This is a genomic window from Duganella flavida (assembly GCF_009857445.1).
Classification (GTDB): domain Bacteria; phylum Pseudomonadota; class Gammaproteobacteria; order Burkholderiales; family Burkholderiaceae_D; genus Rugamonas; species Rugamonas flavida.
The window spans coordinates 59,759-84,201 of sequence record NZ_WWCN01000024.1; the positions used below are offsets into that span (position 1 = coordinate 59,759).

Here is a 24,443-nt window from a genome sequence, read left to right on the forward strand (position 1 = left end):
TGGAGATCGCTCATGGCACCTACACCACAGCAGCCCCGCGTTGATACCCGCTCGTCCGACCTCGTAGTCAGGCCTTTCATCGGCGGTCAAACCGTCGAATGCGAGGGCGGCGCGTTACGGGACATCAATCCTTTCGATGGCAGTACCTATGCGATGGTTCAGCAGGGTGGTCGGTCGGAGATCGTAGCGGCTATCGGCCAAGCGCAGCAAGCGCAGCGCGCTTGGTTTGCCCTCGCACCGAAGCAGCGCGAAATCATCTTGTTCCAGGTTGCTAGTTCCCTGGAGGAGCGGCGCGAGGAACTCGTCGAAATTCTGATCAATGAAGGTGGCTCTACCGTTGGTAAAGCTAACTTCGAGGTCGGCGCTGCCGCCGACATGGTGCGCGGCGCGGCGGGGGAGTGCCGCCGGATTTGGGGCGAGACCATGTCGTCGGATGTCGAGGACACGCTGTCGTTCACACTGCGCCGGCCGGTTGGCGTGGTTGCTGCCATCCTGCCGTTCAACTTCCCGCTGCTACTGGGGTCGAAGAAAATCGCGTTTGCCCTGGCTGCTGGCAATGGTGTCGTCATCAAGCCATCGCCGCACACGCCGGTGATTGGCCTGCGTATGGGCGAAATCTTCGAGGCGGCCGGCCTTCCAAAGGGGCTGGTTAATGTGGTTCCTTCCGACGCTGCTCTGTTCGCCGATACGGTACTCGAGCATCCAGGTGTGGCGATGCTGTCGTTCACTGGCTCCAGTGCCATCGGTCGCGAACTGGCTGCGAAGGCGGGTACGCAACTCAAACGCGTGACGCTCGAACTGGGTGGCAAGAGCGCACTCGTGGTGCTGGCAGACGCTGACCTGGAGCATGCTGTCGATGCTGCCTGCTTTGGCATCTTGATGCACCAGGGCCAGATTTGCATGGCCAACTCCCGGGTGATCGTGGAGCAACCGCTGTACGAGCGTTTTGTTGAGCGGCTGACTCAGCGCTTCAATGCGGTTCCGCATGGCGACCCTCGCAATCCAGCAAACGTTGTTGGGCCGCTGATCCACGGTGCCAAGGTAGACCAGCTGAAGGCGCAACTTGCTGAAGCCTGTACCGAAGGTGCCCGGGTGGCATGTGGCGGCAAGGCCGAGGGCAGTGTCTTTGCCCCGACCGTGGTTGCCGATGTGACCTCCGCCGCCAAGATTTTCGATGCGGAGTGTTTTGGTCCCATCGTCTGCGTAACGCCAGCAGCCGATGCGGCCGAGGCCTTGGCCTTGGCAAATCAGAGCTCGTACGGCCTGTCGTCCGCCGTGATTACCAACGATCTCGCTAAGGCCATGATGTTCGTCGAAGGTCTCGAAGCTGGCATGGTGCACATCAACGAAAGTACCGTCCATGATGAGCCTCTGGTTCCCTTCGGCGGCATCAAGGGAAGCGGCCTGGGGCGCGAGGGCGGTCGTCACTCCATCGAAGCGATGACTGAACTCAAATGGGTAACCATGCGCAGTACTCGGCCACACGTCCCATTTTGAGCTAAAGCAGTTCTGGCTCAAGCGATCTTTTTGTGAGAGCCAGGTTTCTTAATTTTGTTGTAAACCGCCGTCGTTTGTGCGGCATCCATTCGCTGGATCGTCCAGTTTTATTTAAAGGAAATTAGCATGCGTAGCACCAATCAACTGTCCTGGCAATCGCCTTATACCATCCTGACCCTGATCCTTGGTATCGCACTCGTATTTTTGGGCGCGAACTTTATGATCCAACCGCACGAAGGCGCCACGGGCTACGGCTTGACCGTCGGAAGCATCGACGCCGATGGCCTGCTGCGTGCAAAGGGATTGCGTGACCTGGTCGCCGGCTTGTTCTTCTTCTGCCTGGTGACCTTCTCCTCGACGCGCACGGTAGCGCTGTTCATGATGACCTCGACGCTGATTCCGTATGGCGATGCGTTGATCGTGGCCATGACGCCAGGCGCACCTGCATATGCTGTGCCGATGCACGCAGGTACGGCAACGTTCATGCTGATTCTCAGCGTGTTGATGCTGCGCCGTGCTTCGCGCAGTGTCGGCGTCGCAGGAACGGCAGGAGCTGTGTCGGCTTGATTTGGTCTGGTGCGCGGTGGTCGTGATGGCTGCCGCCACCAGATTGTTGTGCTCGTTTCGCGGTTTGACATCTTGGCCGCGTTGCGCTGATGGTTTCGATCGTAAGAACCTCGCTGGGTGGGCTCGATCACCAGTCCACCTTTCCGTTATAACAGCGCGAAAAGCGCGAATGGAGACACGCAATGATGAAACACCTTGTTCGTACCAACGAACGTACGCTGCCATGGCGGCAGACGGCAGTGGTAATGGCTGTACTCAGCGCTTTCGCAGCGCCTGCCTTTGCCACCGAGATCAACGTCGGGAACGACGATCTCAAAGTTCGCTGGGACACGACGCTAAAATACAGCACGGCGGCACGCGTCAAATCACCGGACTCCGTTTATTTGGACGCCCACAACGCGAATGGCGACGACGGCGACCGCAACTTCAAGCGTGGCGTGATATCTAATCGACTGGACGTATTCACCGAGCTGGACGCCATATGGCAAGACCGCTTCGGTGCCCGTGTCAGCGGCGCGGCGTTTTACGATTCCGTGTATAACAAGTCCAATGACAACCCCGGTTTTGCAGGGGGCGCATTCCCGAACAACCTTTCCGCGCCGTACAACGAATTCACCAAGGACGCGCGTGACCGCATGGGGCGCAAGGCCGAATTGCTGGACGCGTTCGTGTTCGGCAAATTCGATGCCGGCGATACGCGGTTCGCCTTCCGCGCAGGCCAGCACAGCGTGCTGTGGGGCGAAAGTCTGTTCTTTGGTGCCAATGCGATCGCCGGCGGCATGATGCCCGTCGATGTGATCAAGCTGGTATCAGTCCCTGGTACGCAGTTCAAAGAAGCAATTCGGCCAGTGCCGATGATTTCAGGTACGGCGCAAGTCACGCCGAACCTTTCGTTCGGCGCCTACTACCAGTTCCAGTGGCAGAAGTCACTTATTCCGCCTGCAGGTAGCTACCTGTCCAATACCGACTTCCTGGACGCCGGCGGCGAGCAGCTGCTGCTCGGCCCCGCAGGCGCGAACCGCTTGAGCAACCGCGAGCCCAAGAATTCGGGGCAGGGCGGGTTTGAAGTACGTTATCGTAGCGACGATACCGACTACGGCTTCTACGTCCTCCGCTTCCACGAAAAAACTCCGCAGGTAGTTCCGGTTTTGGCAATCGTACCGCCTTTCGGTCCGTTCCCAGTGAACTACTACCTGGCCTACAACCAGGACGTGACGGCATACGCGGTTAGCGCGAGCCACAGCTTTGGGCTGTACAACGTGGCGATCGAGGCCGGTGTTCATAAAAACTCGTCGCTCGCGTCCACGCAAGGTGTGGATGCCAGCGCGCTGGCGCCTCCGGGCGTGATTCCTCAGACTAATGTCACCGGCAACCCCGCGTATGCGACGGGGCATACCGCGCACGTAAATATCTCCACTTTAGCCACTCTCGATCAGAGCTTCCTCTGGCGCGAGGCCACTCTGCTCGCCGAGATTGCCTGGAACCGGACGCTGTCGATTACCAAGAACGCAGCTGCTGCAGACCCCAATTCGACGCGCGATGGTGCCGCCTTGCGCTTCGTGCTCGAACCTACGTATCGCGGCGTCTTCGCCGGAGTCGACCTGGGTGTGCCATTTGGCCTGGGCTGGGCACCCTACGGTTCCCGTCCGCTTGCGGCCGGCAGCCCGTCGGCGTGGATCCCTCAAGGTGGCGGTGACATGAGCATCGGCCTTAACGGCAGCTTCCGGGATGCCTACAGGTTCACCGTGAACTTCACGCACTACTACGGCAGCAAGGCACCGGTGACTTCGCCTTCCAACATTTTCCAATGGAAGCAAACTCTCGGTGATCGCGACTTCGTTTCGGCGTCGCTTCGGTACTCGTTCTGAACGGAGACATACAATGAATCTGACTTACCAACGCATCGCGGCCACCGCCGCACTCGTCTTTAGTGCAGGCTCGGCAATGGCCACTGCGACGCCTGAAGAAGCAGCACAGCTCAAGACCACGCTGACCCCCTTCGGTTCCGAGCGTGCCGGCAATAAGGAGGGCACCATTCCTGCATGGACCGGTGCTCCGACTCCTGGTGCCGATATCGTCAATGGCCGGCGGGGCGACCCGTTCGCCAACGAGAAGCCGCTGTACTCTGTCACCGCCAAGAACTTGGATCAGTACGCTGACAAGGTGAGCGAGGGCTTCAAGGCAATCATGAAGAAGTACCCGGCGTCGTTCCGTATGGATGTGTACCCAAGCCATCGCACCGCCATAGCGCCACAATGGGTCTACGACAACACGGCTAAGAACGCCGTCAACGCCAAGCTGGTCGAGGGCGCAGGCGGCCAGATGCCTGAGGGAGCATACGGCGGAATTCCGTTCCCTATCCCGAAATCGGGTGCCGAGGTGGCATGGAACCATCTCCTGCGCTGGCGTGGAGTATCGAGCAGCAATCACGTGCGCAACTACCAGGTTACGGCCGATGGTCAATGGCTGATGATTGGCGAGTCGCACTTTGACATCCAGATGCCCTACTACATGCAGGGTGAAGCCGACAAATTCAAAGGCGAGTATTGGATGGTCACCACGAAGACCTTGGGGCCTGCTATTCGCGTTGGCGAAGCGATTATCGGGCGCCTCACTCTCGATGACGACAAGTCGCAGTCGTGGGTCTATCTTCCTGGTCAGCGTCGGGTGCGCAAGCTTCCGAATCCTTGCTGCGATACCCCAACGCCTTTCACCGCCGGCATTTCGACGTTCGACGAGATTAACGTCTTCACCGGTCGCACCGGCCGCTTCGATTGGAAAATCGTTGGGAAGAAGGAGATGCTGATTCCATACAACGGTAATCGATACTTCACGCCTTTAAAGGACAGCGACATGTTCGGGCCAAAGCACCTGAATCCGGATAGCTTGCGGTGGGAACTACACCGCGTCTGGGTCGTCGATGCGACGTTACGGAATGGTCAGCGCCATACAAGCCCGAAGAATCGTTACTACTTCGACGAGGACACCTGGAATGCTGTGATGGCTGAGCGCTACGATGCCAGCGGTGCGCTTACGCGAGTGCCGTTCGCGGTACCGGTCGTGATCACCGAAGGGCAAACGACCGAGCAAACGCTGTGGGGTATCTATGACCTGGTTGGCGGCTCGACGTTCATCGCGGGCTTCTACAACGAACGGACCACGCCGTATAAGATCGTGCAGAAGCCATGGAAGGAATCGCTGTTTACACCTGACGTGATGGCCGGCGAGGGCGTGCGCTAATGTCCTACCCGTTCAAGCACCGCCTTGCGGCGGTGGTACTTGGGAGCTGCATGGCGTGCGCAGGGTACGCCACCCAGGCAGCTCCCTCGGCTGCGTCGCCGTTCCCAGCGCTGGATCGTCAGGCCGTTCAGGTGCATGCACCTGGGCGCGCGGTACTGCTTGCTTCGGCAATGGCTGGAACGCGAGTTGTCGCGGTGGGCGAGCGTGGCATCGTTGCACTATCCGACGATGCAGCAGTGAGCTGGCGTCAAGCCAAATCGGTACCGGTTGGCGTCACGTTGACTGCGCTTTACTTCGTCGATGCGAAAAAGGGCTGGGCGGTCGGTCACGGCGGGGTCATTTTGAAGACCGAAGACGGTGGCGAAACCTGGGTTCGCCAGACTGATGGTCGTGTGCTGGCCAAGCTCGCTCTCAGTGCGGCGCAAGCGCGTGCCGCAAAGATGCCCGCCGATGCGGCCGTAGCCGCGCAGCTCAGAGCAGCGCAACTGCTGGTTGAAGATGGGCCAGACAAGCCATTGCTGGGTTTGCACTTCGATGATGCGAATCATGGCTACGTTGTTGGCTCGTACAACCTGTTCTTCGAAACACGTGATGGTGGTGCTACCTGGGCTTCTTTGATGGATCGGCTCGACAATCCGAAGGGTTCGCACCTCTACGCGATTGGTGTTCAGGGCAATACGATCGTGATTGCAGGCGAGCAGGGAACCTTATTCCGCTCGCAGGATGCTGGCGCCAGCTTCAAGCCTTTGGCCAGTCCGTACAAGGGCAGCTGGTTCAGCGTAGTCATGCTGCGCGATAAGTCGCTGGTGTTGGCTGGTTTGCGCGGCAACGCGCTGTACTCGTCGGACCAGGGCGACACCTGGTCCCGCATCGAAGGAGCACCGCCGGTCTCGTTTTTCGGTGGCGCTTCGTTGTCCGATGGCGAAGTATTGCTAAGCAACCAGGCAGGTCAGATTCTAAAGACGCGCGCAGGTGCACCGTTCACGCAACTTAGCACGCAGTCGCTGCTGCCACTCGCAGGCCTGATGCCTTTGCCCGGAGGTGGTTTGCTTGCTGTGGGCGTGACTGGTGCCATACGTCTGCCTCCATCTGAATCGAAAAAGCCAGCCGCTTCGAGCGCTGCCATATCAAAGTAATGAGCATCTCCAAGCAATGAACATCTCCAACTTACCTAAGCAGCCCGTTGTCAGTGAACTGTCGGCGTTCGATCAATCGTCAGGTTCGTTGATCGAGCGGACGCTATTCAACCATCGTGGCATTGTCGTCGCCTTGTGCCTCCTGGTCACGATTTTGCTCGGATGGCAGGCGACGCATCTGAAGCTGTCAGCCAGCTTCGAGAAGACGATTCCGACTAAGCATCCGTTCATCGTCAATTTCCTGGCGCACGAGACTCAGCTCTACGGTCTGGGCAACGCCGTTCGTATCACCGTAGCCAATCCCAAGGGAACCATCTACGAGTCTGGGTACCAAGAGACGCTGCGTAAGATCAGCGATGAAGTCTTCCTGATGCCGGGCGTGTCACGCCAACAGATGCGTAGCCTCTGGACGCCGGCAGTGCGCTGGACCGGAGTCACTGAGGAGGGGCTCGAAGGCGGTCCTGTGATCCCCGACGGCTATGACGGTTCCGCAAAAAGCATGCAAGCGCTTGCCACCAACATTGCACGGTCCGGTGAGATCGGCCAGTTGGTTGCGCTCGATGCCAAGTCGAGCGTGATTTTTGCACCGCTGCTGTCTAAGGGCTCGGATGGTGAGCCACTGGACTACAACCGGCTGTCACAGCAGTTGGAAGCGCTGCGTGCCAAATATGAGGGGCAGGGCGTTACCGTCCACATCACTGGCTTTGCCAAGCTCATCGGTGACCTGATTGATGGCATAAGGAGTGTGCTGCTGTTCTTTGGATTGGCGGTGATCATCGCAGCAGCCATGGTGTATTGGTACACGCGTTGCTCGCGCTCCGCGTTGCTGGTAGTAGCTAGTTCATTGGTGGCCGTTGTGTGGCAACTCGGCCTGTTGCCGCTACTTGGCTTTGAGTTGGACCCCTACTCAATCCTGGTGCCTTTCCTGGTGTTCGCTATCGGCATGAGCCACGGCGCACAGAAGATGAACGGCATCATGCAGGACATCGGTCGCGGTACGCACAAACTTGTTGCCGCACGCTTTACCTTCCGACGTCTGTTCCTGGCTGGCTTGACGGCGCTGCTGGCCGATGCCGTCGGATTTGCAGTTCTGATGGTGATCGACATCCAAGTCATTCGTGAACTTGCCATCGCAGCCTCCCTGGGCGTGGCTGTGCTGATCTTCACCAATTTGATCTTGCTGCCAATCCTGCTCAGCTATGTCGGCGTCAGCAAGAAGGCGGCTGTGCGCAGCTTACGCACGGAGGATGCCGATGCCTGTGGTGGCGCGAAACATCCGCTGTGGGCCATGCTTGACCGTTTCACGCAACCACCTTGGGCGACAGCGGCGCTGATCGTCGGCGCGCTGATGCTTGTTGGCGGCTACGCCGTTAGCACGCGCCTGTCGATTGGCGATCTGGACCCTGGTGCGCCGGAACTGCGCCCTGGCAGCCGTTATAACGCCGACGTGGCATTCGTCAACGCTGCGTACGGAGCGTCGAGTGACGTGCTGGCAGTGATGGTGCAGACACCTCCCGGCCAGTGTGCCCAGATAGACACTGTGCTCAAAGTGGACGAACTCGAATGGCAGCTGCGGCAACTTGAAGGTGTGGAGTCTACCAACACTCTGGCGTTGCTGAATCGCCGGGTGCTGACCGGCTTGAACGAGGGCAACCCGAAGTGGTACGAGATGCTGCCTAGCCAAGCGATGGTGAACTCGATTACGGCCGGTGCGCCGCGCGGCATGTACGACGAGGCCTGCAAGTTGCTGACGGTCTACGTCTACCTTCGCGACCACAAGGCTGAAACTTTGACTCGAGTGGTCGACTTCGTGCAAGCTTTCGCGGTCAAAGCTGATACCCCCGACGTCAAGTTCCAACTTGCTGCAGGTTCGGCTGGCATCGAGGCCGCGACCAACATCGTGGTGAAGGAAGCCTGGCACAAGATGCTGTGGTTGGTATACGGCGCGGTAGTGATTCTCGCGTTCGTTACCTTCCGCTCTTGGCGTGCGGTAGTGGTGGCTGTTCTGCCCCTGGTTGTCACGTCGTTCCTCGCCGAAGCGCTCATGGTTGCTTTGGGCATCGGTGTGAAGGTGGCAACGCTGCCGGTCATCGCTCTCGGCGTTGGCATCGGTGTGGACTACGCGCTGTACATCCTGTCCGTGGTGATGGCGCGGATGCGTGAAGGGATGACGCTGTCCGAAGCGTACTACAAGGCGTTGCTGTTCACCGGCAAGGTCGTGATGCTGACCGGCGTGACGCTAGCGATCGGCGTCATTACCTGGGTGGGCAGCCCTATCAAGTTCCAGGCTGACATGGGCATCCTGCTTGCGTTCATGTTCCTGTGGAATATGCTCGGCGCGCTTGTCTTGCTACCGGCGCTCGCTTACTTCCTCCTAAAGCCGGAGGCGCGCAGCGGTGAGCCCGAATTGCAGGAACCTGTGAGCGTCGAAGCATCTCACTGATATGTTGAGAATTACCTATCACGCAGCTGTTGAAGCGAAATATCGCTTCAACACTGCTGCACACATCTGACGGAGGCCAAACGTGGCTAGAATTATTGGCGGCATCGGAACATCCCACGTTCCGACCATTGGCGTCGCGTATGACAAGGGCAAGCAAGAGGATCCGGCTTGGACTCCACTGTTTGAAGGTTACAAGCCGGTGGCAGCGTGGCTCGCGGAGAAGAAGGTCGATGTGCTCGTGTTCTTCTATAACGACCACTGCACCACCTTCTTCTTCGACCTCTATCCCACTTTTGCAATCGGGGTAGGTGAGAAATTCCCTATCGCTGACGAAGGTGCCGGATTGCGCAATCTGCCGCCCCTGCGTGGCAATGTCGACTTCCAGGCACACATTGCGGAGTCGCTCGTCAACGACGAGTTCGACCTCACCGTTTTCCAGGAAAAGCCAATTGACCACGGGTGCGCTGCGCCGTTGCCGCTGCTCTGGCCGCACGAACCCGATTGGCCAGGCACGATAGTGCCAATCGCGATTAACGTGCTCCAATACCCGTTGCCGACAGCTCTTCGCTGCTATCGCCTCGGATTGGCCGTCCGTCGTGCGATCGAGTCCTACCCCGAGGACCTTCGCGTCGTGGTTGTGGGTACTGGTGGCTTGTCGCATCAGATCCACGGAGAGCGCACCGGTTTCAATAATACCGAATGGGACATGGAGTTCCTGGACTTGCTCGAGAACGACCCGGCAAAGCTGCTTCAAATGACGCACGCTGACTATGTCCGACTGGGCGGCGCTGAAAGTGTTGAGCAGATCATGTGGTTGTCGATGCGGGGCGCGCTGGGCAATCGCATCCGCAAGCTGCATCAAAACTACTATCTTGCGACGACCACGGCGATGACAGTGGTTCTCTATGAAGACGACGATGGTCAGGGCGAGTTGTTAGCCTTCGGGGAGGCCGCATGAATCCTCAAGTCGTAGGTATCGATGAGCTGGGCGGGACATACGTTTTCGACATTCGCACGAGCAACCGCACTCTCAAGCTCAACCGTTTTTTCTGGAACATGATCCGGGCCGAGGCGCGCAACGAGTACATCGAAGATGCCGAGCTGTCCATGACCCAGGCCGGTCTCACTGATGATGAGAAAGACATGATTCGCCGGCTCGACTGGATCGGGCTGGTCCGTTACGGTGCCAACTTCTTCGTCCTTGAAAAATTCGCCCGCGTGGTCAAGACCCCCAACCTTGTCGTGTACGCGTTGATGCGGGGCCAGAGCTTCGAAGACTTCATGCAAACGCGGCAAGTACCGACCATGCGCTGATCGGCACCATAACAAACCCAACTTAATCCACGACTATCTCTATGAGCCTTTCGCTACAGTTTCCTTTCAAGCGGCCCTCTATGCTGGGCCGCGTGCCGTGTTGCGGCCTGGCTGGCACACCTGGCAGTGGAGGAGAGCAATGAGCAAACCGACACTGCTCTTGCTGCCCGGCTTACTGTGCGATGCCACGAATTGGTCCGCTCAATGCGAAGCGCTGAACGGGGTCGCGGATTGCATAGTCCCTGTTTATGGGGAGCTACGCAGTATTGAGGCGATGGCGGAATACGTATTGGAGCTGGCGCCGGTTGGACGCTTTTCGCTAGCAGGCCACTCCATGGGTGGCCGAGTTGCACTGGAAGTGATGCGATATGCACCGGAACGTGTTGAACGACTGGCTTTGCTGGATACCGGCTTTCAACCTCTGTGCCCAGGAGAATCAGGCACCAAGGAGCTATTGGCTCGGTATGAGCTTCTAGAACTGGCTCGCGCCTTCGGCATGCGGGATATGGGCAAGCAGTGGGCGCGCGGGATGGTGCACCCCAGCCGCATCGGTAGTGCGGTGTTTGAATCCATTCTAGACATGATCGCTCGCAGCACGCCTGACATGTTCGAGGGGCAGATACACGCGCTGCTCAGCAGACCTGATGCAACTTCGTTGCTGCCGACCATCCGCTGTCCAACCTTGCTCCTCTGTGGACGCGAAGACCTTTGGAGTCCGCTGAATAGGCACGAGGAGATGCAACGGGCTATTCCGGGTTCGACGCTCGAAGTCATCGAGATGTCGGGTCACATGACCACAATGGAACAGCCGCAAGCCGTTTCCGAGGCGCTCATGCGCTGGCTTCGATACGAGGCCACCGGAGCCGGCAGCACCCCTCTTGACAGTAATTGAACAAGACTTGAATCACCAACTTCTGGAGTAGTTCATGACCACAATTAGCACTTCTACCCTGGCCAGCGCTGGGAAATCGGGCCTGGTCGTCAGTGCCCACTCTGCGGACTTCGTTTGGCGTGCAGGCGGTGCGATCGCCGCGCACGTCGAGCGTGGTTTCCGCATGAAAGTTGTCTGCCTTTCGTTTGGTGAGCGCGGCGAGTCCGCGAAGCTCTGGCGCAAGGGCGCAGACATGACGGTCGAGAAGGTCAAGACCGCCCGCCGTGATGAGGCGCAGCGTGCCGCCGACATCCTCGGGTGCGAAATTGAGTTCTTCGACCTCAGCGACTACCCATTGCGGGTATCGGACGAAGCCATGTTCCGACTGGTCGATGTCTACCGGGAACTGCAGCCGGCATTCGTGTTGAGTCATTCCACGAAGGATCCGTACAACTTCGACCACCCGCTCGCGATGCATGTCGCTCAGGAGGCCAGAATCATCGCGCAAGCCGAAGGACACAAGCCAGGCGAGAAGGTTGTCGGAGCCCCCGCCGTGCTGGCGTTCGAACCGCACCAGACTGAGCAGTGCGAGTGGATCCCCAATACCTTCTTGGATATCACTCCGGTGTGGGAGCGCAAACTCAAGGCCATCGAGTGCATGGCCGGACAGGAGCATCTCTGGGAATACTACACCCGGGTAGCGTTACAACGCGGCGTGCAGGCCAAACGGAATGTCGGCATTACCTCGATACGTGACATCAAATACGCCGAGGGCTTCATGCGGATGACGCCTACCGTGTGCGAGGAGTTGTCGTGAAGCGCGGCGTGGTGGTTCGAAACATTCCCCGCGCGGATGCTGCGGTCGTTGCTGCTCTTGTCGAAGCAGGCAGTGCCACGGTGCACGAAGCACAGGCTCGGTTGGGCTTGCTGGCGACCTACATGCGGCCAATCTGGCCAGGGGCAGCCATTGCAGGCAGCGCGGTCACTGTACTGGCACCTCCGGCGGACAACTGGATGCTTCACGTGGCTGTGGAGCAGTGCCGCCCAGGCGACGTCTTGGTGGTCGCCGTTACCTCGCCGTGCGAGGACGGTTACTTCGGTGACTTGCTGGCGACATCGCTGCAGGCCAGAGGCGTGCTTGGCCTGATTATCGACGCAGGGTGCCGCGACGTACGCACCTTGCAGGGGATGGGTTTTCCTGTTTGGTCCAAGGCGATTTCGGCGCAGGGCACCGTCAAAGAGACTCTCGGGTCCGTCAACGTGCCCGTCGTCTGCGCAGGTCAGCTTGTCCGTCCAGGCGACGTAATCGTGGCCGATGATGACGGCGTTGTTGTCGTGCCGGTTGAAACAGCGGCTGCGGTCGCAAAAGTAGCGCAGCTGCGCAGTGCCGACGAAGTAAAGAAACGCGAAATCCTCGCGACCGGGGTTTTGGGTCTGGACTACTACGGCATGCGTGACAAGTTGAAGGACAAGGGACTTTACTATGTCGACTCCATCGCCGAACTCGGCACGTTCTGAACGGGCGGGCCACATGCAAACTCCGATTCCGTGCGTTCTCATGCGCGGTGGCACATCGAAGGGCGCCTTTTTCAGCGCTCACGATCTGCCACAAGACCCAGAAATTCGCGATGCCGTCCTGCTTGCAGTGATGGGGTCGCCCGACCCGCGCCAAATTGACGGGCTCGGCGGCGCTGATTCTCTGACGAGCAAGGTTGCGATTGTGTCGCCGTCGAGCCGTCCAGATGCGGATGTCGACTATCTCTTCGCCCAGGTCGTCGTCAATGAACGGCGCGTCGACTACGGCCAGAACTGTGGAAACATCCTGGCAGGAGTGGGACCATTTGCCATTGAGCGAGGTATGGTCAGGGTCCACGCCGGTGAGACCCCAGTCGCAATTCACATGGTGAACACCGGGCAGGTCGCTGTCGCTTTGGTCCAGACGCCGCGAGGCCAAGTACGCTATGAGGGCGAGGCACGCATCGACGGCGTACCGGGTACGGCTGCCGCCATACCGATCGAGTTTCGTGATACCGAAGGGTCGAGCTGCGGTGCGCTGTTCCCCACTGGGAATGCGAAGGATTGTGTCGACGGTATCGAGCTGACCTGCATCGATAACGGGATGCCGCTGGTTTTAATGCGTGCTGCTGATCTGGGGTGCACAGGATACGAGACTCCAGGTGAATTGGATGCCGACGCTGCGCTGAAGGCGCGCATCGAATCTCTGCGCTTGCAGATGGGCCCGCTGATGAACCTGGGTGACGTTAGTGAGCGCACGGTCCCGAAGATGTGCTTGGTGGCACCGCCCCGTGCCGGAGGGGCGATGTCGACGCGCAGCTTCATCCCGCATAAATGCCATACCTCTATCGGCGTTCTAGGGGCGGTCAGTGCGGCCACTGCAGCGGTCCTGTCAGGTACTGTATGCGATGGCGTTGCGACCGTTCCAGAGGGCGCTACGAAGCGTCTGGCTATTGAGCATCCCACCGGGGAATTCACGGTCGAGCTTTTGATGGATGAGGCCGTGTCAGTTGGCCCTCAGGTCAAGAGTGCCGCATTGCTGCGGACGGCACGGTGGATCTTCGATGGCACGGTCCACGTCCCGCGATTCGTCTGGGAAGGCAAATCACCTAAAGGGGGCCATCCATGAAGAATGCCCAGGTTGCCACGGAAAGTGCAGTCACGCTGGCTGGCATCGATTTACTATTGGCCGAACAGGATTGCCGAGACCTGGTAGTGGAAGCGGCAGTCCTGATTGACGCGCAGTCGTATGAGCGATTTGCCGCGCTCTTTATCGAAAACGGTGTCCTGGTGCGTCCTGGCGCAGAGCCACTGCTTGGTCGTGCGGCCATCATTGAATCGTATCGATCCAGACCTCACGGACGCATTACGCGTCATTTGATCAGTAACAGCTTGGTAACGCTGGAATCGGACACCGCTGCTCATGGCACAAGCTACGTGCAGCTCTGGTCCGGGATGTCGAGCGATATCCCAGGTCCATTCGGCCGGCCAGCGCAGACGCGCCAAGTCATCGGCGAGTTCGTTGATTACTTCACTCTGACGGTCGAAGGGTGGCGCTTCTCCCGACGGGAAGCCAGTTTCACCTTGTTTCGTGAGGACGGCGAGCGCGGTATTTGACGTTTTTTGAAGGACGCAATACGGCGACTTTCTGGAAGAGGGCGGTGCTTGCCCAATTCCTCGTTGCCGGTAACACGGGAATGCTGGTGCTTGGGTTCTCCCAAGCGCTGGCTTCATTGACAGCTGTTCATATGCGCAGAGTGCGCCTGAAAGTAGGAGGCTAGGAATACACATGGACGATAATCTCAAAAAAATGCTGGAACGCTACACGCCGCAAGCGCTCGCCGTACTTCGTATCGTCACGGCGCTGCTTTTCATGCAGCATGGGCTGCAGAAGTTGCTGCTGTTCCCTACGCCTTCCGAGCACGGAACGCCGGCGGCCTGGACGCTGGTTTGGTACGGCGGCTGGATTGAGGCGGCCGGCGGGGCGCTCATCGCGGCTGGCCTGTTCACACGCGCGATTGCGTTTGTCGCTTCCGGTGAAATGGCGGTTGGATATTTTATGGTGCACGCTCCGGTCAGCATCTACCCAGTGCTTAACCACGGCGACCTGGCTGTTCTTTTCTGCTTCGTCTTTTTGTTCTTCGTGTTCTCCGGCCCCGGCGCCTGGAGTCTTGATGGCCTCCTGAGCAAACGCTCAACGGCTCCACGCAACGCACGTTAGATCATTGTGATTGCAGATTTGCCTGACGAGTCGCGCATCAGTGATGGGCGCGCCTTTTTGGTTTGCAAGCACCACCGCCGCGCAGGGGAGAAAAAGCCTTCGCACTCCCATCCGGATGGTCAAATCTGGGTTGTTCGAGAGGGACTGATTGCTGCACAGCTGGATGGCGAGAATTGGATTTTGCCGCAAGGCCGTATCGGCTGGGTCCCACCAGGGATTGCGCACGCCACCAGCACTTACAGCGTGGCATCCGTATGGACCGGCTATCTCAGTGCAGAGCTGTGCCATTTGTTTCCGACAAAGCCGACCGTGTTTAGAACGACGGCTTTGTCTGACGCTCTACTGGACCGGCTGACGGGCTGGAGTGCAAACTCGAGGATGTCTTCGGCAACCGAGGAGCGATTGCTACTGGTGCTAAGCGATGAGCTGTCGAAGTCGAGGATGGAGCCACTTTGCTTGCCGATGCCACGCCATTCTGGGTTGCTGAAAATTGCGCTGCTCATCGTACAGAACCCCTCTGACAGCCGGACCATTACGGATTGGGCAGTGCACGCCGGAATATCGGAGCGAGCCCTAACACGTCAGTTTCGCGAGGAGACGGGCTTAAGCTTTGCCAAGTGGCGCAACGTAGCCTTGGTGAAGCGCGCGCGAGAGCTGCTTTCCGCAAGACTATTGTGACCCTAATCGCAACTTAACTCGAAAATTAATGCGTATGGTATTGACGAGCAGGGGGGCTATCGAGCGCTGAAGATAGAGCTAATGTAAGGGGCGATTTCATCCTCATTGCTGAGCACGATCTGCTGGCGTTCAATCTTCTCCATCTTAAATGGGCCTAACCCTAATTGTCTAAGTATGTAGTAGAGCAAGGCCTGCCGGCACTGGATGGTCGTCTTCCCGTCAGTCATGGAGTACTCCAATTCCACAGCTCGTCTATTTCCTTCGGGGAGCAACGGCGATGGCGCAATTTCCAGCGTGAGTATGTTGTACCAACTGCGATCCATCTCGGAATCAATGCCCAGAAGTTCGCTCCTTCGAATGGTCAAAATTCGTCCCAAAACAAAATCCCGATAGTCGTTACGCAGCGTACAGTAGGCGCGCACATGCCAACGTAGGCCGTCGTAGCCGAAGGCGTGCGGACTGATAATCCTGTCAACAGGCAAAGGTTCTCGGTCCGATTGATAGGTGATTTGGACCATTTCTTTGTATCGAATGGCGTCTACTAAGATTGCAAGTGTTTCACCATCTATAAACCTGGCCAAGGCTGGAACGCTTCCAATTGGAGGCACCCAACCAAGATAAGTGTCCCGCTGGTCGAGGAGGCCTCGACTACAAGAAAGTGCGTCGTCTAAGTATCGCTGAGGTGATGTGTCACCGATCACCGAAGTGTATGCGGATGTACTGCGATAAGTTCGGGAGCTCCGATCGTACAACATATTATTTGGCGCTGCTTGCATGTACCTGGCGATGTCAAGAGATGCTTGTGGTACTGAAATTCCAAAGTGCGAAGTTAGGTCCGAGCGGTTGAATACGTGATCCCACCTCAATCTAAAGTCGATGAATTCAAGTCGGCGTTCTTGCCCCCAGTTGGTGGACGAGTTGCGCTCGGAGTCTTGTGAAGTAGTGGCTGGGAGTTGTGTCGCATTCATGTAGAAAGTTTAACACGCGAATAAAAATTCATCGAGTCTAATTTTTATGCGTATAATAAATCACCGCGACTAGTGCTGTTTGTATGTTTTGTGCTATATTTAGTGCGCGCAACTTAACTTCTTGGTGATTTATGGCATTATCAAATACGCAATTCAAGTACTACGACAGCAATGTGCTCCGCCTGCCGGCCGACAAGCGCAAGGAATATCACGCGCAGGTCGACCGCCTGATCGAAGCGCTGACGAGCAAGCTGAAGGAGCAGACCGAGCTGAAGGTCACTAAAGTGGTCAAGGCAGGTTCCTTCGCTAAGTACACCATCCTGCGCAAAACGAACGATGACCCTGTTGATGTGGATGTGGTCTTCTACATCTCGGGCAAGAACGTGAACAACGAGACCTTGGCCACGTTGACGCAGACGATCTACGACGTCCTCATCAAGCTATATCCCAACAAGTCGGTCGAGCATTTCGAAATTCAGCGCAAGGCCGCTACGGTTGAATTTGTGGGCAGCGGGTTGAGTGTCGACATCGTCCCCGTTATCGAGGATTCGTCAAAGCCAGGGTACGGATGGCAGTACGACATCCGTGACGGCAGCCGTGTAGAAACGTGCGCCCCCTGCCAGATCAAGTTCGTGCGCGACCGTAAAGAAAAGGACGCCAACTACCGTACTCTGGTCCGGCTGGGCAAGCGCTGGAGCCGTCATGCGGAAGTTACAGCTTTGAAGTCGTTCATGATCGAGCTGATTTTCGCGTACCTCTTGGATGCCAATGGCGCTGACGGCTCTATCGACAAGCGCTTCCGCGACTTCCTGTTGTACATCGCGCAGTCGGGGCTGAAAGAAGTGATTTCGTTCCCGGAGAACGGCAGCTTCGTCCCGACCTTCAGCGACCCGGTGGTAATCATCGACCCGGTTAATAAGTCCAACAATGTCGCCAGCCGGATTACGGAAAGTGAACGCCGGGAGATTGTGGCAGCCGCAAGTGCCGCGTGGGATACCGCCCACTTCGCGTCGGAAGAAAGCGACGTCGAAGTATGGAAGGAGCTGTTCGGTCAGCGCTTTAAAGTGGAGGACGATTAATGAGCACCACCTACACCTCGACTTCGACTTCGACGTACTCCGTTGTGGACGTCGAAAATGTTGTTCGCCGATTCTCAGCGGACATCGTAATGATCGCGAGCAGCTCCGGTGCGCTGACGGAGGCAAAGGCTCGCGACTACGCGAAGGACATCGAAACGCTAGCTAAGAACGGATATTTGTCGGCAGTTGACGTGACGCTCCTGAAGGACGGTATCGAGCTGAAGGCCGTACGGTACGACGTGTCGACGGACGCTGGCAGTCTGAGTTCGAGTCGCCCTGGGGGAGTGCTCTGGCCTCGAGAACCCAGCGGGTGGGTACGCGTGACCATCTGGTACACGGCCGCGTATGACGACGCTGCACGAGAGAAGATGAAGGGAAAGCTTCAGATTGGCTGGAGCGCAAGCACTGCTGATACGAGTCATTCAGGGCTGCAGCAGCAAGGTTCCAGGGATTATGCAAGCGGTGGATTTGGTATGCAACGAAAGGACTTTACGGTATGACTCAGAACAGCGTTTTTGACAATAAAACTAAGACCATCTTGACGGACATTACGCTGACCGCCCGAGAGAAGACCTTGTTAGGTTTCGAGCAGCGTTTTGCCCGCGTCAATGGCCAGCTGCGCTTGCTGCTGAACCTGCAGGAGTTGCCCGCTTGGAGCAAGCAGCATCACCAGCAAAAATTGCCAATATGCGACTTGGTGGCAGAGCAGTACCCGCTCGTCATTTTTCACGGTGACGTCGGTACCGGCAAGACGGCAAACGCGGAATGCATCGCGAATCGCCTGGCGAAAGAATCGCGCACCGAGGAACCGCTGTTGTTTAAGCTGAGCAATACCGTTCGTGGGAGTGGGCGCGTCGGCGAGATGGGAACGCTCATAACCCAGGCGTTTGCTGAAGTCATGCAGTCGGCCGGGAAAAGCCGCCGTGCCTTCCTGGTGATCGACGAGGGCGATTCTCTGGCGGCGTCGCGTACTCAAGAGCACAGCCACCATGAAGACAAGGTGGCGGTAAACACGCTCATTCAGTGCATCGATGATTTGCGCCGTTCAGGCGGTCGGGTGGTGGTTTTCCTTTGCACGAACCGCCTTTCCGTACTCGACGCGGCGCTGCTGCGCAGGGCTGCGATCGTCGAGGAATTCTCTCGCCCGAGCGATGGCGAACGCGGCGAGCTGTTCTCAATGGACCTGGTGGGGCTGAAGTATGCTCCTGCGGACCTGGCTGCCTTGGTCAAGGCCACTGGCCCACAGGCGGGGCGTCCAGGCTGGACCTTCTCGGACATCCGTACGCGCCTGTATCCTGCTGCGTTGGCAAAGGCCTTCCCGGACAAGCCGCTGACGATGGCGAACTTACTGGAGTGCGCGGCTGTTCTGCGCCCATCGCCTGTCATGGAGGATAAGTAATGAGAAGTCCGATTTTTGGCCGTCGTGTTCATATCGCCGGCAGCGTGCCGGACAACGCCGAGCACGCACCGACAGCAGAGGCGCAGCGCGCCAGGGAGTTCGTAGCGATTCTGGTGAAGGAATTGCTGAAGAAGGGGGCGACGTTTGTCGTTCCGGTCGATGCAGAAAAGAAGCGGCAGGACGGAACGCCTATCTGCTTTGACTGGCTCGTTTGGCAGACCATTAAAGAGAACATGCACCTGCGGCCGCATGGTGCGCCTACGCCGGTTGCTATCGCGGTTAAGCATCACAAGAACGAAGAGCAAATCCCGTCTGAGTTCCAGGATTTGTGGGACGAGTTTAGTAGCAGTGATTCCGTGCGGACCGAAAGCGCAGCTCACTGGAACATGAACAGCAAGCGCATGGAGGCGCAAGCCAGACATGGTGATGTACTGGTGACGGTCGGGGGCGGGGAGGGTATTCTGTTCCTGGCGAATGAATATCACGACCAAGGTAAGCCTGTTATCCCGGTAGACTTCAAAATCTCTGTTCCTGGCTCTGGCACGCATCGCCTTGTCGAGTACGGTCAGACGGGGAGCAATGCTGCGCGGTTTTTCAAAACGACCGACGGCAATACATCCCTTACCTGGGTTGAGCGATTAATTCCAAATTCACGCAAGGAGCCTCAGCAGATCGCAGAACGAGTTACTGAATTGCTGGGTGTGCTGGTTCCGCCAACCGCTTTTGCTGTGCGGCTGCTCAATCCGAAGTTGCCTGACTATGCCGATGTGCAGAACTTTTTCGATACGGTCGTAAAGCCTGTCATTGAAGACGAATACGGCTACTCTCTCGTTGTCGTGGATGGTGCGCAGGCGGTTGAGCACTCGCGTATCGATCAGGAGATTTTCGCAAAGCTCCGGCGCAGTAGGTTGGTGATTGCCGATATCACGGGTGTTCGGCCTAACTGCTTCATCGAGTTAGGATATGCGCTTGGATGTGCCGTTCCGACTATCGCTACCGCAAGGGAGGGAACTGAAGCACCATTTGATGTAATGTCATATGCAGCGCACCATTGGAAAACGACGGGTAGCGTTGACGAGCGCCGGCGTGAATTCAGAACGCATTTCGAAGCGGTAAAAAACAGACCACCGCTGGTACCTGACGACCCATTGATACCATGAATATAAAACGCGAAGTGTACATATCCGTAGACGTTGAAACCTCTGGCCCAATCCCAGGCGAGTTCAGCATGCTGACGATTGGTGCATGCGACGCTTATCAGCCAGAGGTGGCCTTCGAGTGCTCGATCAAGCCAACAACGTTGAACGCAGATCCCGAAGCTCTAGCGGTTACCGGACTATCTCTTGCCGAACTGGCCCGCGATGGGCTCGCTCCGGAGGAGGCCATGCGTAAGTTCGGTGAGTGGGTGGCCACAGTAGTGGGGGAGGACGGCACTCCAGTTTTCGTGGGTTTCAACGCACCGTTTGACTGGTCGTTCGTCAACTACTACTTCTGGCGCTATGCGGGAAGTAACCCTTTTGGCTTCTCGGCACTTGATATCAAGTCGTTGTACATGGGAGCTAAGAAGTCGACCTGGAAAGACACTCGCTCCAGCAACATGAAGCAAGTGTTAGGCGCCGGCTCCCACGGAACGCACGATGCGCTAGAAGATGCAAGATTCCAAGCGGAGTTGTTCCGCTTGATTCTCGCAAGCTGATTTCTCAGTCAATCCCGCGTTCCACAGAAGCGTGGTAAAGGTGAATTGCATCTTTGCCGCGTTTGTTGTGCGGCGCTTTTCATAGGCAACAAGATTCTTCAGAATGAGCAAACTCGACACCTTTTTTGAAGCACTGTCTCTCATGACAGTTGGACGCCATCAGCAGCTTCTTTCCACCACCAAACAACAGTTGAATTCGGCTTGGAAACGCCAACAGGATATTGAGAAGAAATCGAGGGATGACTCCGATTTAGAGCGTACCAAGCTCCATGAGGAGACGCTAACAGAAAAGGTTAGTGCGTCTTATGAGCTGGGTTTTTCAAAGGGCCGAGAGCACGAACGAGTAGAAGCGGCAAGGCGCATCCGCGAGGCAGCGGAGGAAGCTGCCCGTAAGGAGCGTGAGGCAGCCGAGGCGCGAGCTCGGTGGCTTGTAAGCCCGGACCCCGTTGGATTTACCATGCGGAATATTTCGGATCTTCGAACGGACGTGGCTGCGAAACTGAAAAATCAGCCCGAGCCAGACCAATGGAAAATGATTCTGGCGAATAGCCCTGCTACTTATGTAATTGCAGGGGCTGGCTCTGGAAAATCGACGTCACTGGTCTTGCGCGTTATCGGTCTCAATCTGTATGTCGGGATCGATCGTAGTCGCATATCAGTGTTCACCTTTACCAAAGATAGCCGTCAAGACTTTATCAAGAAGCTCATCGATCGGATGGAGCTATGGGGCGTTGAGCTCACAGAAGCTGATGCCAAAGGCATTGTCCGTACTTTCCACTCGATGGTCCTGAAAATGGGACGGACGACGATTAACAAAAATCTCAAAGTCTTGGAGTTGATTGACCGCGAACGCAAGGGACCAGTCAAGGATATTGACGTCGAAAATCTCTTGGAAGTAAAAGAGGAGGAATCGGACGACGATGAGAGCGACGAACCTGAGCACCTGGCTGATCCAGTCGATGTGGTTGAGGGTGACGATGACTCGCATGCGGTAGATGACTATCTCCGACTTGCGTACGAGCGAGCTATCAAGGGCAGCGCAGAGTTCCGCGAGCTGATGTTGAAGCTCCTGAAGCTGAGTTTTACACAGGTACGCCGCGCGCCCGACGATAAGACGGAAGGTCATAAGCGATGGATTGCATCAATCGATGAGGAAATGACTCGGGCCGTTGATCGGAAATGGCGCAATGAGATCGCCCCCGATCACTGGCCTTTGGAGGGAATTGACGATACGCTTGTTTCGATCTCGGTGTCGTCGCAGGTAGCAGAAAAATACTGGGTCAATGGTTATATTCCGCAAATGGATGCCTACGTAGTGCTGGGCGGAGCTACCAACTTTGAGCATATACAGTATCCGGAGTTGCCCAACCCGCCAGCAATCAATTCAAAACGTAAACTGCTCGCTGCAATCAGTGAGAAGCCTGTCATTTGGATTGACAACATAGGACAGCTGATTCGGTTGCAGACGAAGCTAAAGTGGCTCACCGATCAGGGTGACAAGCGGATCGAAGTTCCTATGTTTAACCTGGTGGCTCCCGGGGATTTCAAATCTCGACCGATTCTAAAGGGGTTCTACGGCCTCGCTCAATTTGTAGAAAATCTCGGATTGTCGGTTGAAGAAGCATTGAAAAATGCACAGTCCAACGAGCAGAATAAACTGTGGAGTGACGTGATATTTATGCGCGCCACGGCGATTTTCTGGGAATACTTTGAGCAAGCGCTTAAAGAAGACAATGTCTGGACCTTCAATCAGCTGTTCGCCTATTTTTCGGAAGATCATCCCGACCACTTCGCAAAGGTTCCGCCTTACGTCTTGCGCGCAATGCAGCACTTGTTAATTGATGAATTCCAAGACGTATCCCCTCAGATCGTCAAATGGATTCGGGGCTGCCAGCGTGAGCTAGTGAGGCGTGGAGACGCAGGCTCTCTGACGTGCATTGGTGACGACTATCAGTCGATCTACGGTTGGCGGGGCAGTTCTCCGGAATTCTTCGTAAAATTCAAGCATTGGTTCCCGGCTGTTTCGCACGACAAGCTTCTCTTGGAGGACAATTTTAGGAGTAGCGACAATATTCTTCGTTGCGCAGAGTCTGTTCTGGTTGGTGTGGATGGAATGGAACCCAAGACGAGTCGTGCAAAAGGGAGCTGGGCTAGCTCGCCGGCGCCAGTCGCCATCAACTTGTACAAGGAAAAATTGCCATACGATGAGATCCGTCGGCATATCTCGGCTGAAATTACTCGTACAGCGGCGATTAAAGATCACCCAATGCTGGTATTGTCACGGAGCCGTGCAGCGCACGAACCCCTGAGCAAATCGCCGTCAAAGGACTGGGGAAAGTCAGTTCAGTTCATGACCTTCCATGGAGCAAAAGGGCTTGAGGGACGTTCCGTTATTCTTCTTGGGGATTGTTTTTACTCGGGCACAAATCCGGTTAAGAATTACCTCTACAAGGCAGCTGGCCTAGGGAGCTACGACGATTCCCAACAGGCTGAGTCGCGGCGTGTCGCGTACGTTGGAATTACACGCGCGATGGAACGTTGCACTTGGTACGCGGTGAAGAACGAGAACGGCGCCATAGGCAGTATTCCGACTGGTCGCCATTTCGTTACGATCAATCTTGAAAAGTAGTACGCGCTGTTACGTACAATCTCGAGCCTGCTGCCGTGAGCGGCTACCGGTCACTCGAGCGCGGAATCGTTAGAAATATATATTGATTACGCGTTTATGGACATAAAGGAAATTAAGGCGCTTGAGGAGCGAGTTGATATCAAGAATCTTGCCGAGTCGTCGGAGGTTGCCGTGAATGAGCTACAACGCTTGAAAGAACTTTTGCCGCCTGAAGAGTTCGCGAAGTTAGCGATGAAAATGATCGAAGCACTAAATAGAGACTTGAGTCGTGGTCGGACGGACAAGAAAAAATAGGCGTCGCAGGATCTGCCGTTGGAAAGATCGGGCTAGGTAGGTGGAATGAGGTATGGAGGCTAAGCAGTTGCAAATGAGCTGGGCTCGACCATGTTGCCCCGTGGAAAGCACGTCAAAACGGATAATTGTCCATATTGATTTCCACATAAAGCCTATCTAAGTTATTGATTGTTTGGATAAAAACAGAGTGGACAAGGTGAGCTAAAAAGCGAAACTCGACGTTCGTCCAGAAAAAGCACACCGCGATGGGCCAGTGAAATCTCACCCGGACGCGGCACGCTGCCGCCACCGACCAGCGCCGCACCGGATGCGGTGTGATGCGGCGCGCGAAACGGCCGCCGTTTCCACTGCTCGATGCGGAAGCTGCCGGTCAGCGATTGCACGGCGGCGGCTTCCAGCGCTTCCTCGTCGCTCATCTGTGGCAGCAGACCGGCGAAGCGTGCGGCCAGCATGGTCTTGCCGGAGCCCGGCGGGCCGACCAGCAGGACACTATGGCCTATTGAACCTCTGCACCATGCCAACCATCTGGTATGAGCAATTTCAACGTAGTGGCTTCATAGTGACAATGCGTGATAATTATGGTAACTTTTTCGGATATTGTGTTTGTGATGTTTTTAGCTGATGTAGATACAAAGTTACTCTAACCAACGGGCGTACAGTGGATACTGATATCGAGCTAGGAAGACAGTTTCTTTCAGGACCGACAATGTTTCATCACTCGTTTCTGGGCGGAGCGCCGCTGATGACATCTCCACTTAATCATGACATTGTATGTTCGTTTGCTCGCAGAATTGATAATCATCTAGCCGTCCTCCCTTCGGCCGAGCCGAGGAATAAAGTCACGGTACGAATCCGAACTTTATCGAGGAGGACGTCATGTTATTTTGTGGCATTGA

General features: G+C 56.7%; 23 protein-coding genes and 1 pseudogene. 22 read left to right on the forward strand and 2 right to left on the reverse strand.

What is annotated here, in order from left to right:
* Positions 1 to 12 precede the first annotated feature (12 nt).
* The 15 genes from GTP46_RS26945 (at position 13) to GTP46_RS27015 (ending at position 15,482) form a co-directional block, all read left to right on the forward strand.
* The gene (locus tag GTP46_RS26945) at positions 13 to 1,497 is read left to right on the forward strand and encodes an aldehyde dehydrogenase family protein (protein WP_161009718.1); all 1,485 of its coding nucleotides are present in this window, start codon (positions 13 to 15) and stop codon (positions 1,495 to 1,497) included.
* 126 nt (positions 1,498 to 1,623) lie between these two features.
* Complete coding sequence (locus GTP46_RS26950) at positions 1,624 to 2,064, forward strand: DUF4267 domain-containing protein (RefSeq protein ID WP_161009719.1); 441 nt, start codon at positions 1,624 to 1,626, stop codon at positions 2,062 to 2,064.
* A gap of 182 nt (positions 2,065 to 2,246) precedes the next feature.
* Positions 2,247 to 3,932, forward strand: coding sequence for a DUF1302 domain-containing protein (locus tag GTP46_RS26955; protein WP_229259114.1), 1,686 nt, complete (start codon positions 2,247 to 2,249; stop codon positions 3,930 to 3,932).
* Between the two features lie 13 nt (positions 3,933 to 3,945).
* Positions 3,946 to 5,304: a DUF1329 domain-containing protein gene (locus GTP46_RS26960; RefSeq protein ID WP_161009720.1), complete on the forward strand. Its 1,359-nt coding sequence runs from the start codon at positions 3,946 to 3,948 to the stop codon at positions 5,302 to 5,304.
* Complete coding sequence (locus tag GTP46_RS26965) at positions 5,304 to 6,440, forward strand: WD40/YVTN/BNR-like repeat-containing protein (RefSeq protein ID WP_229259115.1); 1,137 nt, start codon at positions 5,304 to 5,306, stop codon at positions 6,438 to 6,440. The genes GTP46_RS26960 and GTP46_RS26965 overlap by 1 nt, the downstream gene beginning before the upstream one ends.
* A gap of 16 nt (positions 6,441 to 6,456) precedes the next feature.
* Entirely contained in the window at positions 6,457 to 8,883 is a 2,427-nt protein-coding gene (locus GTP46_RS26970) for an efflux RND transporter permease subunit (RefSeq protein ID WP_161009721.1), read from the forward strand.
* An 82-nt stretch (positions 8,884 to 8,965) separates the two neighbouring features.
* Complete coding sequence (locus tag GTP46_RS26975; protein WP_161009722.1) at positions 8,966 to 9,841, forward strand: gallate dioxygenase; 876 nt, start codon at positions 8,966 to 8,968, stop codon at positions 9,839 to 9,841.
* A complete protein-coding gene (locus GTP46_RS26980; protein WP_161009723.1) occupies positions 9,838 to 10,197 on the forward strand; it encodes a protocatechuate 3,4-dioxygenase in 360 nt (119 codons plus the stop codon). The genes GTP46_RS26975 and GTP46_RS26980 overlap by 4 nt, the downstream gene beginning before the upstream one ends.
* A 139-nt stretch (positions 10,198 to 10,336) precedes the next feature.
* Positions 10,337 to 11,089 carry an alpha/beta fold hydrolase gene (locus tag GTP46_RS26985; protein ID WP_161009724.1) on the forward strand — a complete coding sequence of 251 codons (753 nt, stop codon included), beginning with the start codon at positions 10,337 to 10,339 and terminating at the stop codon, positions 11,087 to 11,089.
* Between the two features lie 34 nt (positions 11,090 to 11,123).
* On the forward strand, positions 11,124 to 11,885 hold the full coding sequence (locus GTP46_RS26990; RefSeq protein WP_161009725.1) for a PIG-L deacetylase family protein: 762 nt from the start codon (positions 11,124 to 11,126) through the stop codon (positions 11,883 to 11,885).
* Positions 11,882 to 12,586, forward strand: coding sequence for a 4-carboxy-4-hydroxy-2-oxoadipate aldolase/oxaloacetate decarboxylase (locus tag GTP46_RS26995; RefSeq protein WP_161009726.1), 705 nt, complete (start codon positions 11,882 to 11,884; stop codon positions 12,584 to 12,586). Before GTP46_RS26990 ends, GTP46_RS26995 begins: the two co-directional genes overlap by 4 nt.
* Positions 12,587 to 12,599: 13 nt before the next feature.
* Positions 12,600 to 13,712, forward strand: a complete 1,113-nt coding sequence (locus GTP46_RS27000; RefSeq protein ID WP_161009727.1) for a 4-oxalomesaconate tautomerase — start codon at positions 12,600 to 12,602, stop codon at positions 13,710 to 13,712.
* On the forward strand, positions 13,709 to 14,200 hold the full coding sequence (locus GTP46_RS27005; RefSeq protein WP_161009728.1) for a nuclear transport factor 2 family protein: 492 nt from the start codon (positions 13,709 to 13,711) through the stop codon (positions 14,198 to 14,200). Before GTP46_RS27000 ends, GTP46_RS27005 begins: the two co-directional genes overlap by 4 nt.
* A 172-nt stretch (positions 14,201 to 14,372) precedes the next feature.
* Entirely contained in the window at positions 14,373 to 14,804 is a 432-nt protein-coding gene (locus GTP46_RS27010; protein ID WP_161009729.1) for a DoxX family protein, read from the forward strand.
* 6 nt (positions 14,805 to 14,810) lie between these two features.
* Complete coding sequence (locus GTP46_RS27015; RefSeq protein ID WP_161009730.1) at positions 14,811 to 15,482, forward strand: AraC family transcriptional regulator; 672 nt, start codon at positions 14,811 to 14,813, stop codon at positions 15,480 to 15,482.
* Between the two features lie 56 nt (positions 15,483 to 15,538).
* Here the strand turns inward: GTP46_RS27015 and GTP46_RS27020 are convergent, their stop codons facing one another.
* Positions 15,539 to 16,450, reverse strand: a complete 912-nt coding sequence (locus GTP46_RS27020; RefSeq protein ID WP_308495455.1) for a WYL domain-containing protein — start codon at positions 16,448 to 16,450, stop codon at positions 15,539 to 15,541.
* Positions 16,451 to 16,581: 131 nt separating this feature from the next.
* Between GTP46_RS27020 and GTP46_RS27025 the strand changes: the two genes are divergently transcribed.
* The 7 genes from GTP46_RS27025 to GTP46_RS27055 all read left to right on the forward strand — a co-directional run bounded on the left by GTP46_RS27025 (position 16,582) and on the right by GTP46_RS27055 (position 23,547).
* The gene (locus tag GTP46_RS27025) at positions 16,582 to 17,529 is read left to right on the forward strand and encodes a CBASS oligonucleotide cyclase (protein ID WP_161009732.1); all 948 of its coding nucleotides are present in this window, start codon (positions 16,582 to 16,584) and stop codon (positions 17,527 to 17,529) included.
* Positions 17,529 to 18,029 carry an HORMA-1 domain-containing protein gene (locus GTP46_RS27030; RefSeq protein ID WP_161009733.1) on the forward strand — a complete coding sequence of 167 codons (501 nt, stop codon included), beginning with the start codon at positions 17,529 to 17,531 and terminating at the stop codon, positions 18,027 to 18,029. Before GTP46_RS27025 ends, GTP46_RS27030 begins: the two co-directional genes overlap by 1 nt.
* Complete coding sequence (locus GTP46_RS27035) at positions 18,026 to 18,928, forward strand: AAA family ATPase (RefSeq protein ID WP_161009734.1); 903 nt, start codon at positions 18,026 to 18,028, stop codon at positions 18,926 to 18,928. Before GTP46_RS27030 ends, GTP46_RS27035 begins: the two co-directional genes overlap by 4 nt.
* Positions 18,928 to 20,088, forward strand: a complete 1,161-nt coding sequence (locus tag GTP46_RS27040) for a hypothetical protein (protein ID WP_161009735.1) — start codon at positions 18,928 to 18,930, stop codon at positions 20,086 to 20,088. Before GTP46_RS27035 ends, GTP46_RS27040 begins: the two co-directional genes overlap by 1 nt.
* Positions 20,085 to 20,624 carry a 3'-5' exonuclease gene (locus tag GTP46_RS27045; RefSeq protein ID WP_161009736.1) on the forward strand — a complete coding sequence of 180 codons (540 nt, stop codon included), beginning with the start codon at positions 20,085 to 20,087 and terminating at the stop codon, positions 20,622 to 20,624. Before GTP46_RS27040 ends, GTP46_RS27045 begins: the two co-directional genes overlap by 4 nt.
* A 103-nt stretch (positions 20,625 to 20,727) precedes the next feature.
* A complete protein-coding gene (locus GTP46_RS27050; protein ID WP_161009737.1) occupies positions 20,728 to 23,253 on the forward strand; it encodes a UvrD-helicase domain-containing protein in 2,526 nt (841 codons plus the stop codon).
* Positions 23,254 to 23,349: 96 nt separating this feature from the next.
* Entirely contained in the window at positions 23,350 to 23,547 is a 198-nt protein-coding gene (locus GTP46_RS27055; RefSeq protein ID WP_161009738.1) for a hypothetical protein, read from the forward strand.
* A gap of 221 nt (positions 23,548 to 23,768) precedes the next feature.
* Here the strand turns inward: GTP46_RS27055 and GTP46_RS27060 are convergent.
* Positions 23,769 to 24,044: pseudogene (locus tag GTP46_RS27060) on the reverse strand (ATP-binding protein); the annotation flags it as partial.
* Positions 24,045 to 24,443: the final 399 nt, after the last annotated feature.

What these genes read in the sequence shown, in the direction of transcription:
- GTP46_RS27045 (WP_161009736.1), top strand. Translation starts at nt 20,085, where the DNA reads ATGAATATAAAACGCGAAGTGTACATATCCGTAGACGTTGAAACCTCT.
- GTP46_RS26955 (WP_229259114.1), top strand. Translation starts at nt 2,247, where the DNA reads ATGATGAAACACCTTGTTCGTACCAACGAACGTACGCTGCCATGGCGG.
- GTP46_RS26980 (WP_161009723.1), top strand. Translation starts at nt 9,838, where the DNA reads ATGAATCCTCAAGTCGTAGGTATCGATGAGCTGGGCGGGACATACGTT.
- GTP46_RS27025 (WP_161009732.1), top strand. Translation starts at nt 16,582, where the DNA reads ATGGCATTATCAAATACGCAATTCAAGTACTACGACAGCAATGTGCTC.
- GTP46_RS26950 (WP_161009719.1), top strand. Translation starts at nt 1,624, where the DNA reads ATGCGTAGCACCAATCAACTGTCCTGGCAATCGCCTTATACCATCCTG.
- GTP46_RS27030 (WP_161009733.1), top strand. Translation starts at nt 17,529, where the DNA reads ATGAGCACCACCTACACCTCGACTTCGACTTCGACGTACTCCGTTGTG.
- GTP46_RS26960 (WP_161009720.1), top strand. Translation starts at nt 3,946, where the DNA reads ATGAATCTGACTTACCAACGCATCGCGGCCACCGCCGCACTCGTCTTT.
- GTP46_RS27040 (WP_161009735.1), top strand. Translation starts at nt 18,928, where the DNA reads ATGAGAAGTCCGATTTTTGGCCGTCGTGTTCATATCGCCGGCAGCGTG.
- GTP46_RS26965 (WP_229259115.1), top strand. Translation starts at nt 5,304, where the DNA reads ATGTCCTACCCGTTCAAGCACCGCCTTGCGGCGGTGGTACTTGGGAGC.
- GTP46_RS26945 (WP_161009718.1), top strand. Translation starts at nt 13, where the DNA reads ATGGCACCTACACCACAGCAGCCCCGCGTTGATACCCGCTCGTCCGAC.
- GTP46_RS27020 (WP_308495455.1), bottom strand. Translation starts at nt 16,450, where the DNA reads ATGAATGCGACACAACTCCCAGCCACTACTTCACAAGACTCCGAGCGC.
- GTP46_RS26990 (WP_161009725.1), top strand. Translation starts at nt 11,124, where the DNA reads ATGACCACAATTAGCACTTCTACCCTGGCCAGCGCTGGGAAATCGGGC.
- GTP46_RS27055 (WP_161009738.1), top strand. Translation starts at nt 23,350, where the DNA reads ATGGACATAAAGGAAATTAAGGCGCTTGAGGAGCGAGTTGATATCAAG.
- GTP46_RS27000 (WP_161009727.1), top strand. Translation starts at nt 12,600, where the DNA reads ATGCAAACTCCGATTCCGTGCGTTCTCATGCGCGGTGGCACATCGAAG.
- GTP46_RS27010 (WP_161009729.1), top strand. Translation starts at nt 14,373, where the DNA reads ATGGACGATAATCTCAAAAAAATGCTGGAACGCTACACGCCGCAAGCG.
- GTP46_RS27005 (WP_161009728.1), top strand. Translation starts at nt 13,709, where the DNA reads ATGAAGAATGCCCAGGTTGCCACGGAAAGTGCAGTCACGCTGGCTGGC.
- GTP46_RS27035 (WP_161009734.1), top strand. Translation starts at nt 18,026, where the DNA reads ATGACTCAGAACAGCGTTTTTGACAATAAAACTAAGACCATCTTGACG.
- GTP46_RS26970 (WP_161009721.1), top strand. Translation starts at nt 6,457, where the DNA reads ATGAACATCTCCAACTTACCTAAGCAGCCCGTTGTCAGTGAACTGTCG.
- GTP46_RS26985 (WP_161009724.1), top strand. Translation starts at nt 10,337, where the DNA reads ATGAGCAAACCGACACTGCTCTTGCTGCCCGGCTTACTGTGCGATGCC.
- GTP46_RS27050 (WP_161009737.1), top strand. Translation starts at nt 20,728, where the DNA reads ATGAGCAAACTCGACACCTTTTTTGAAGCACTGTCTCTCATGACAGTT.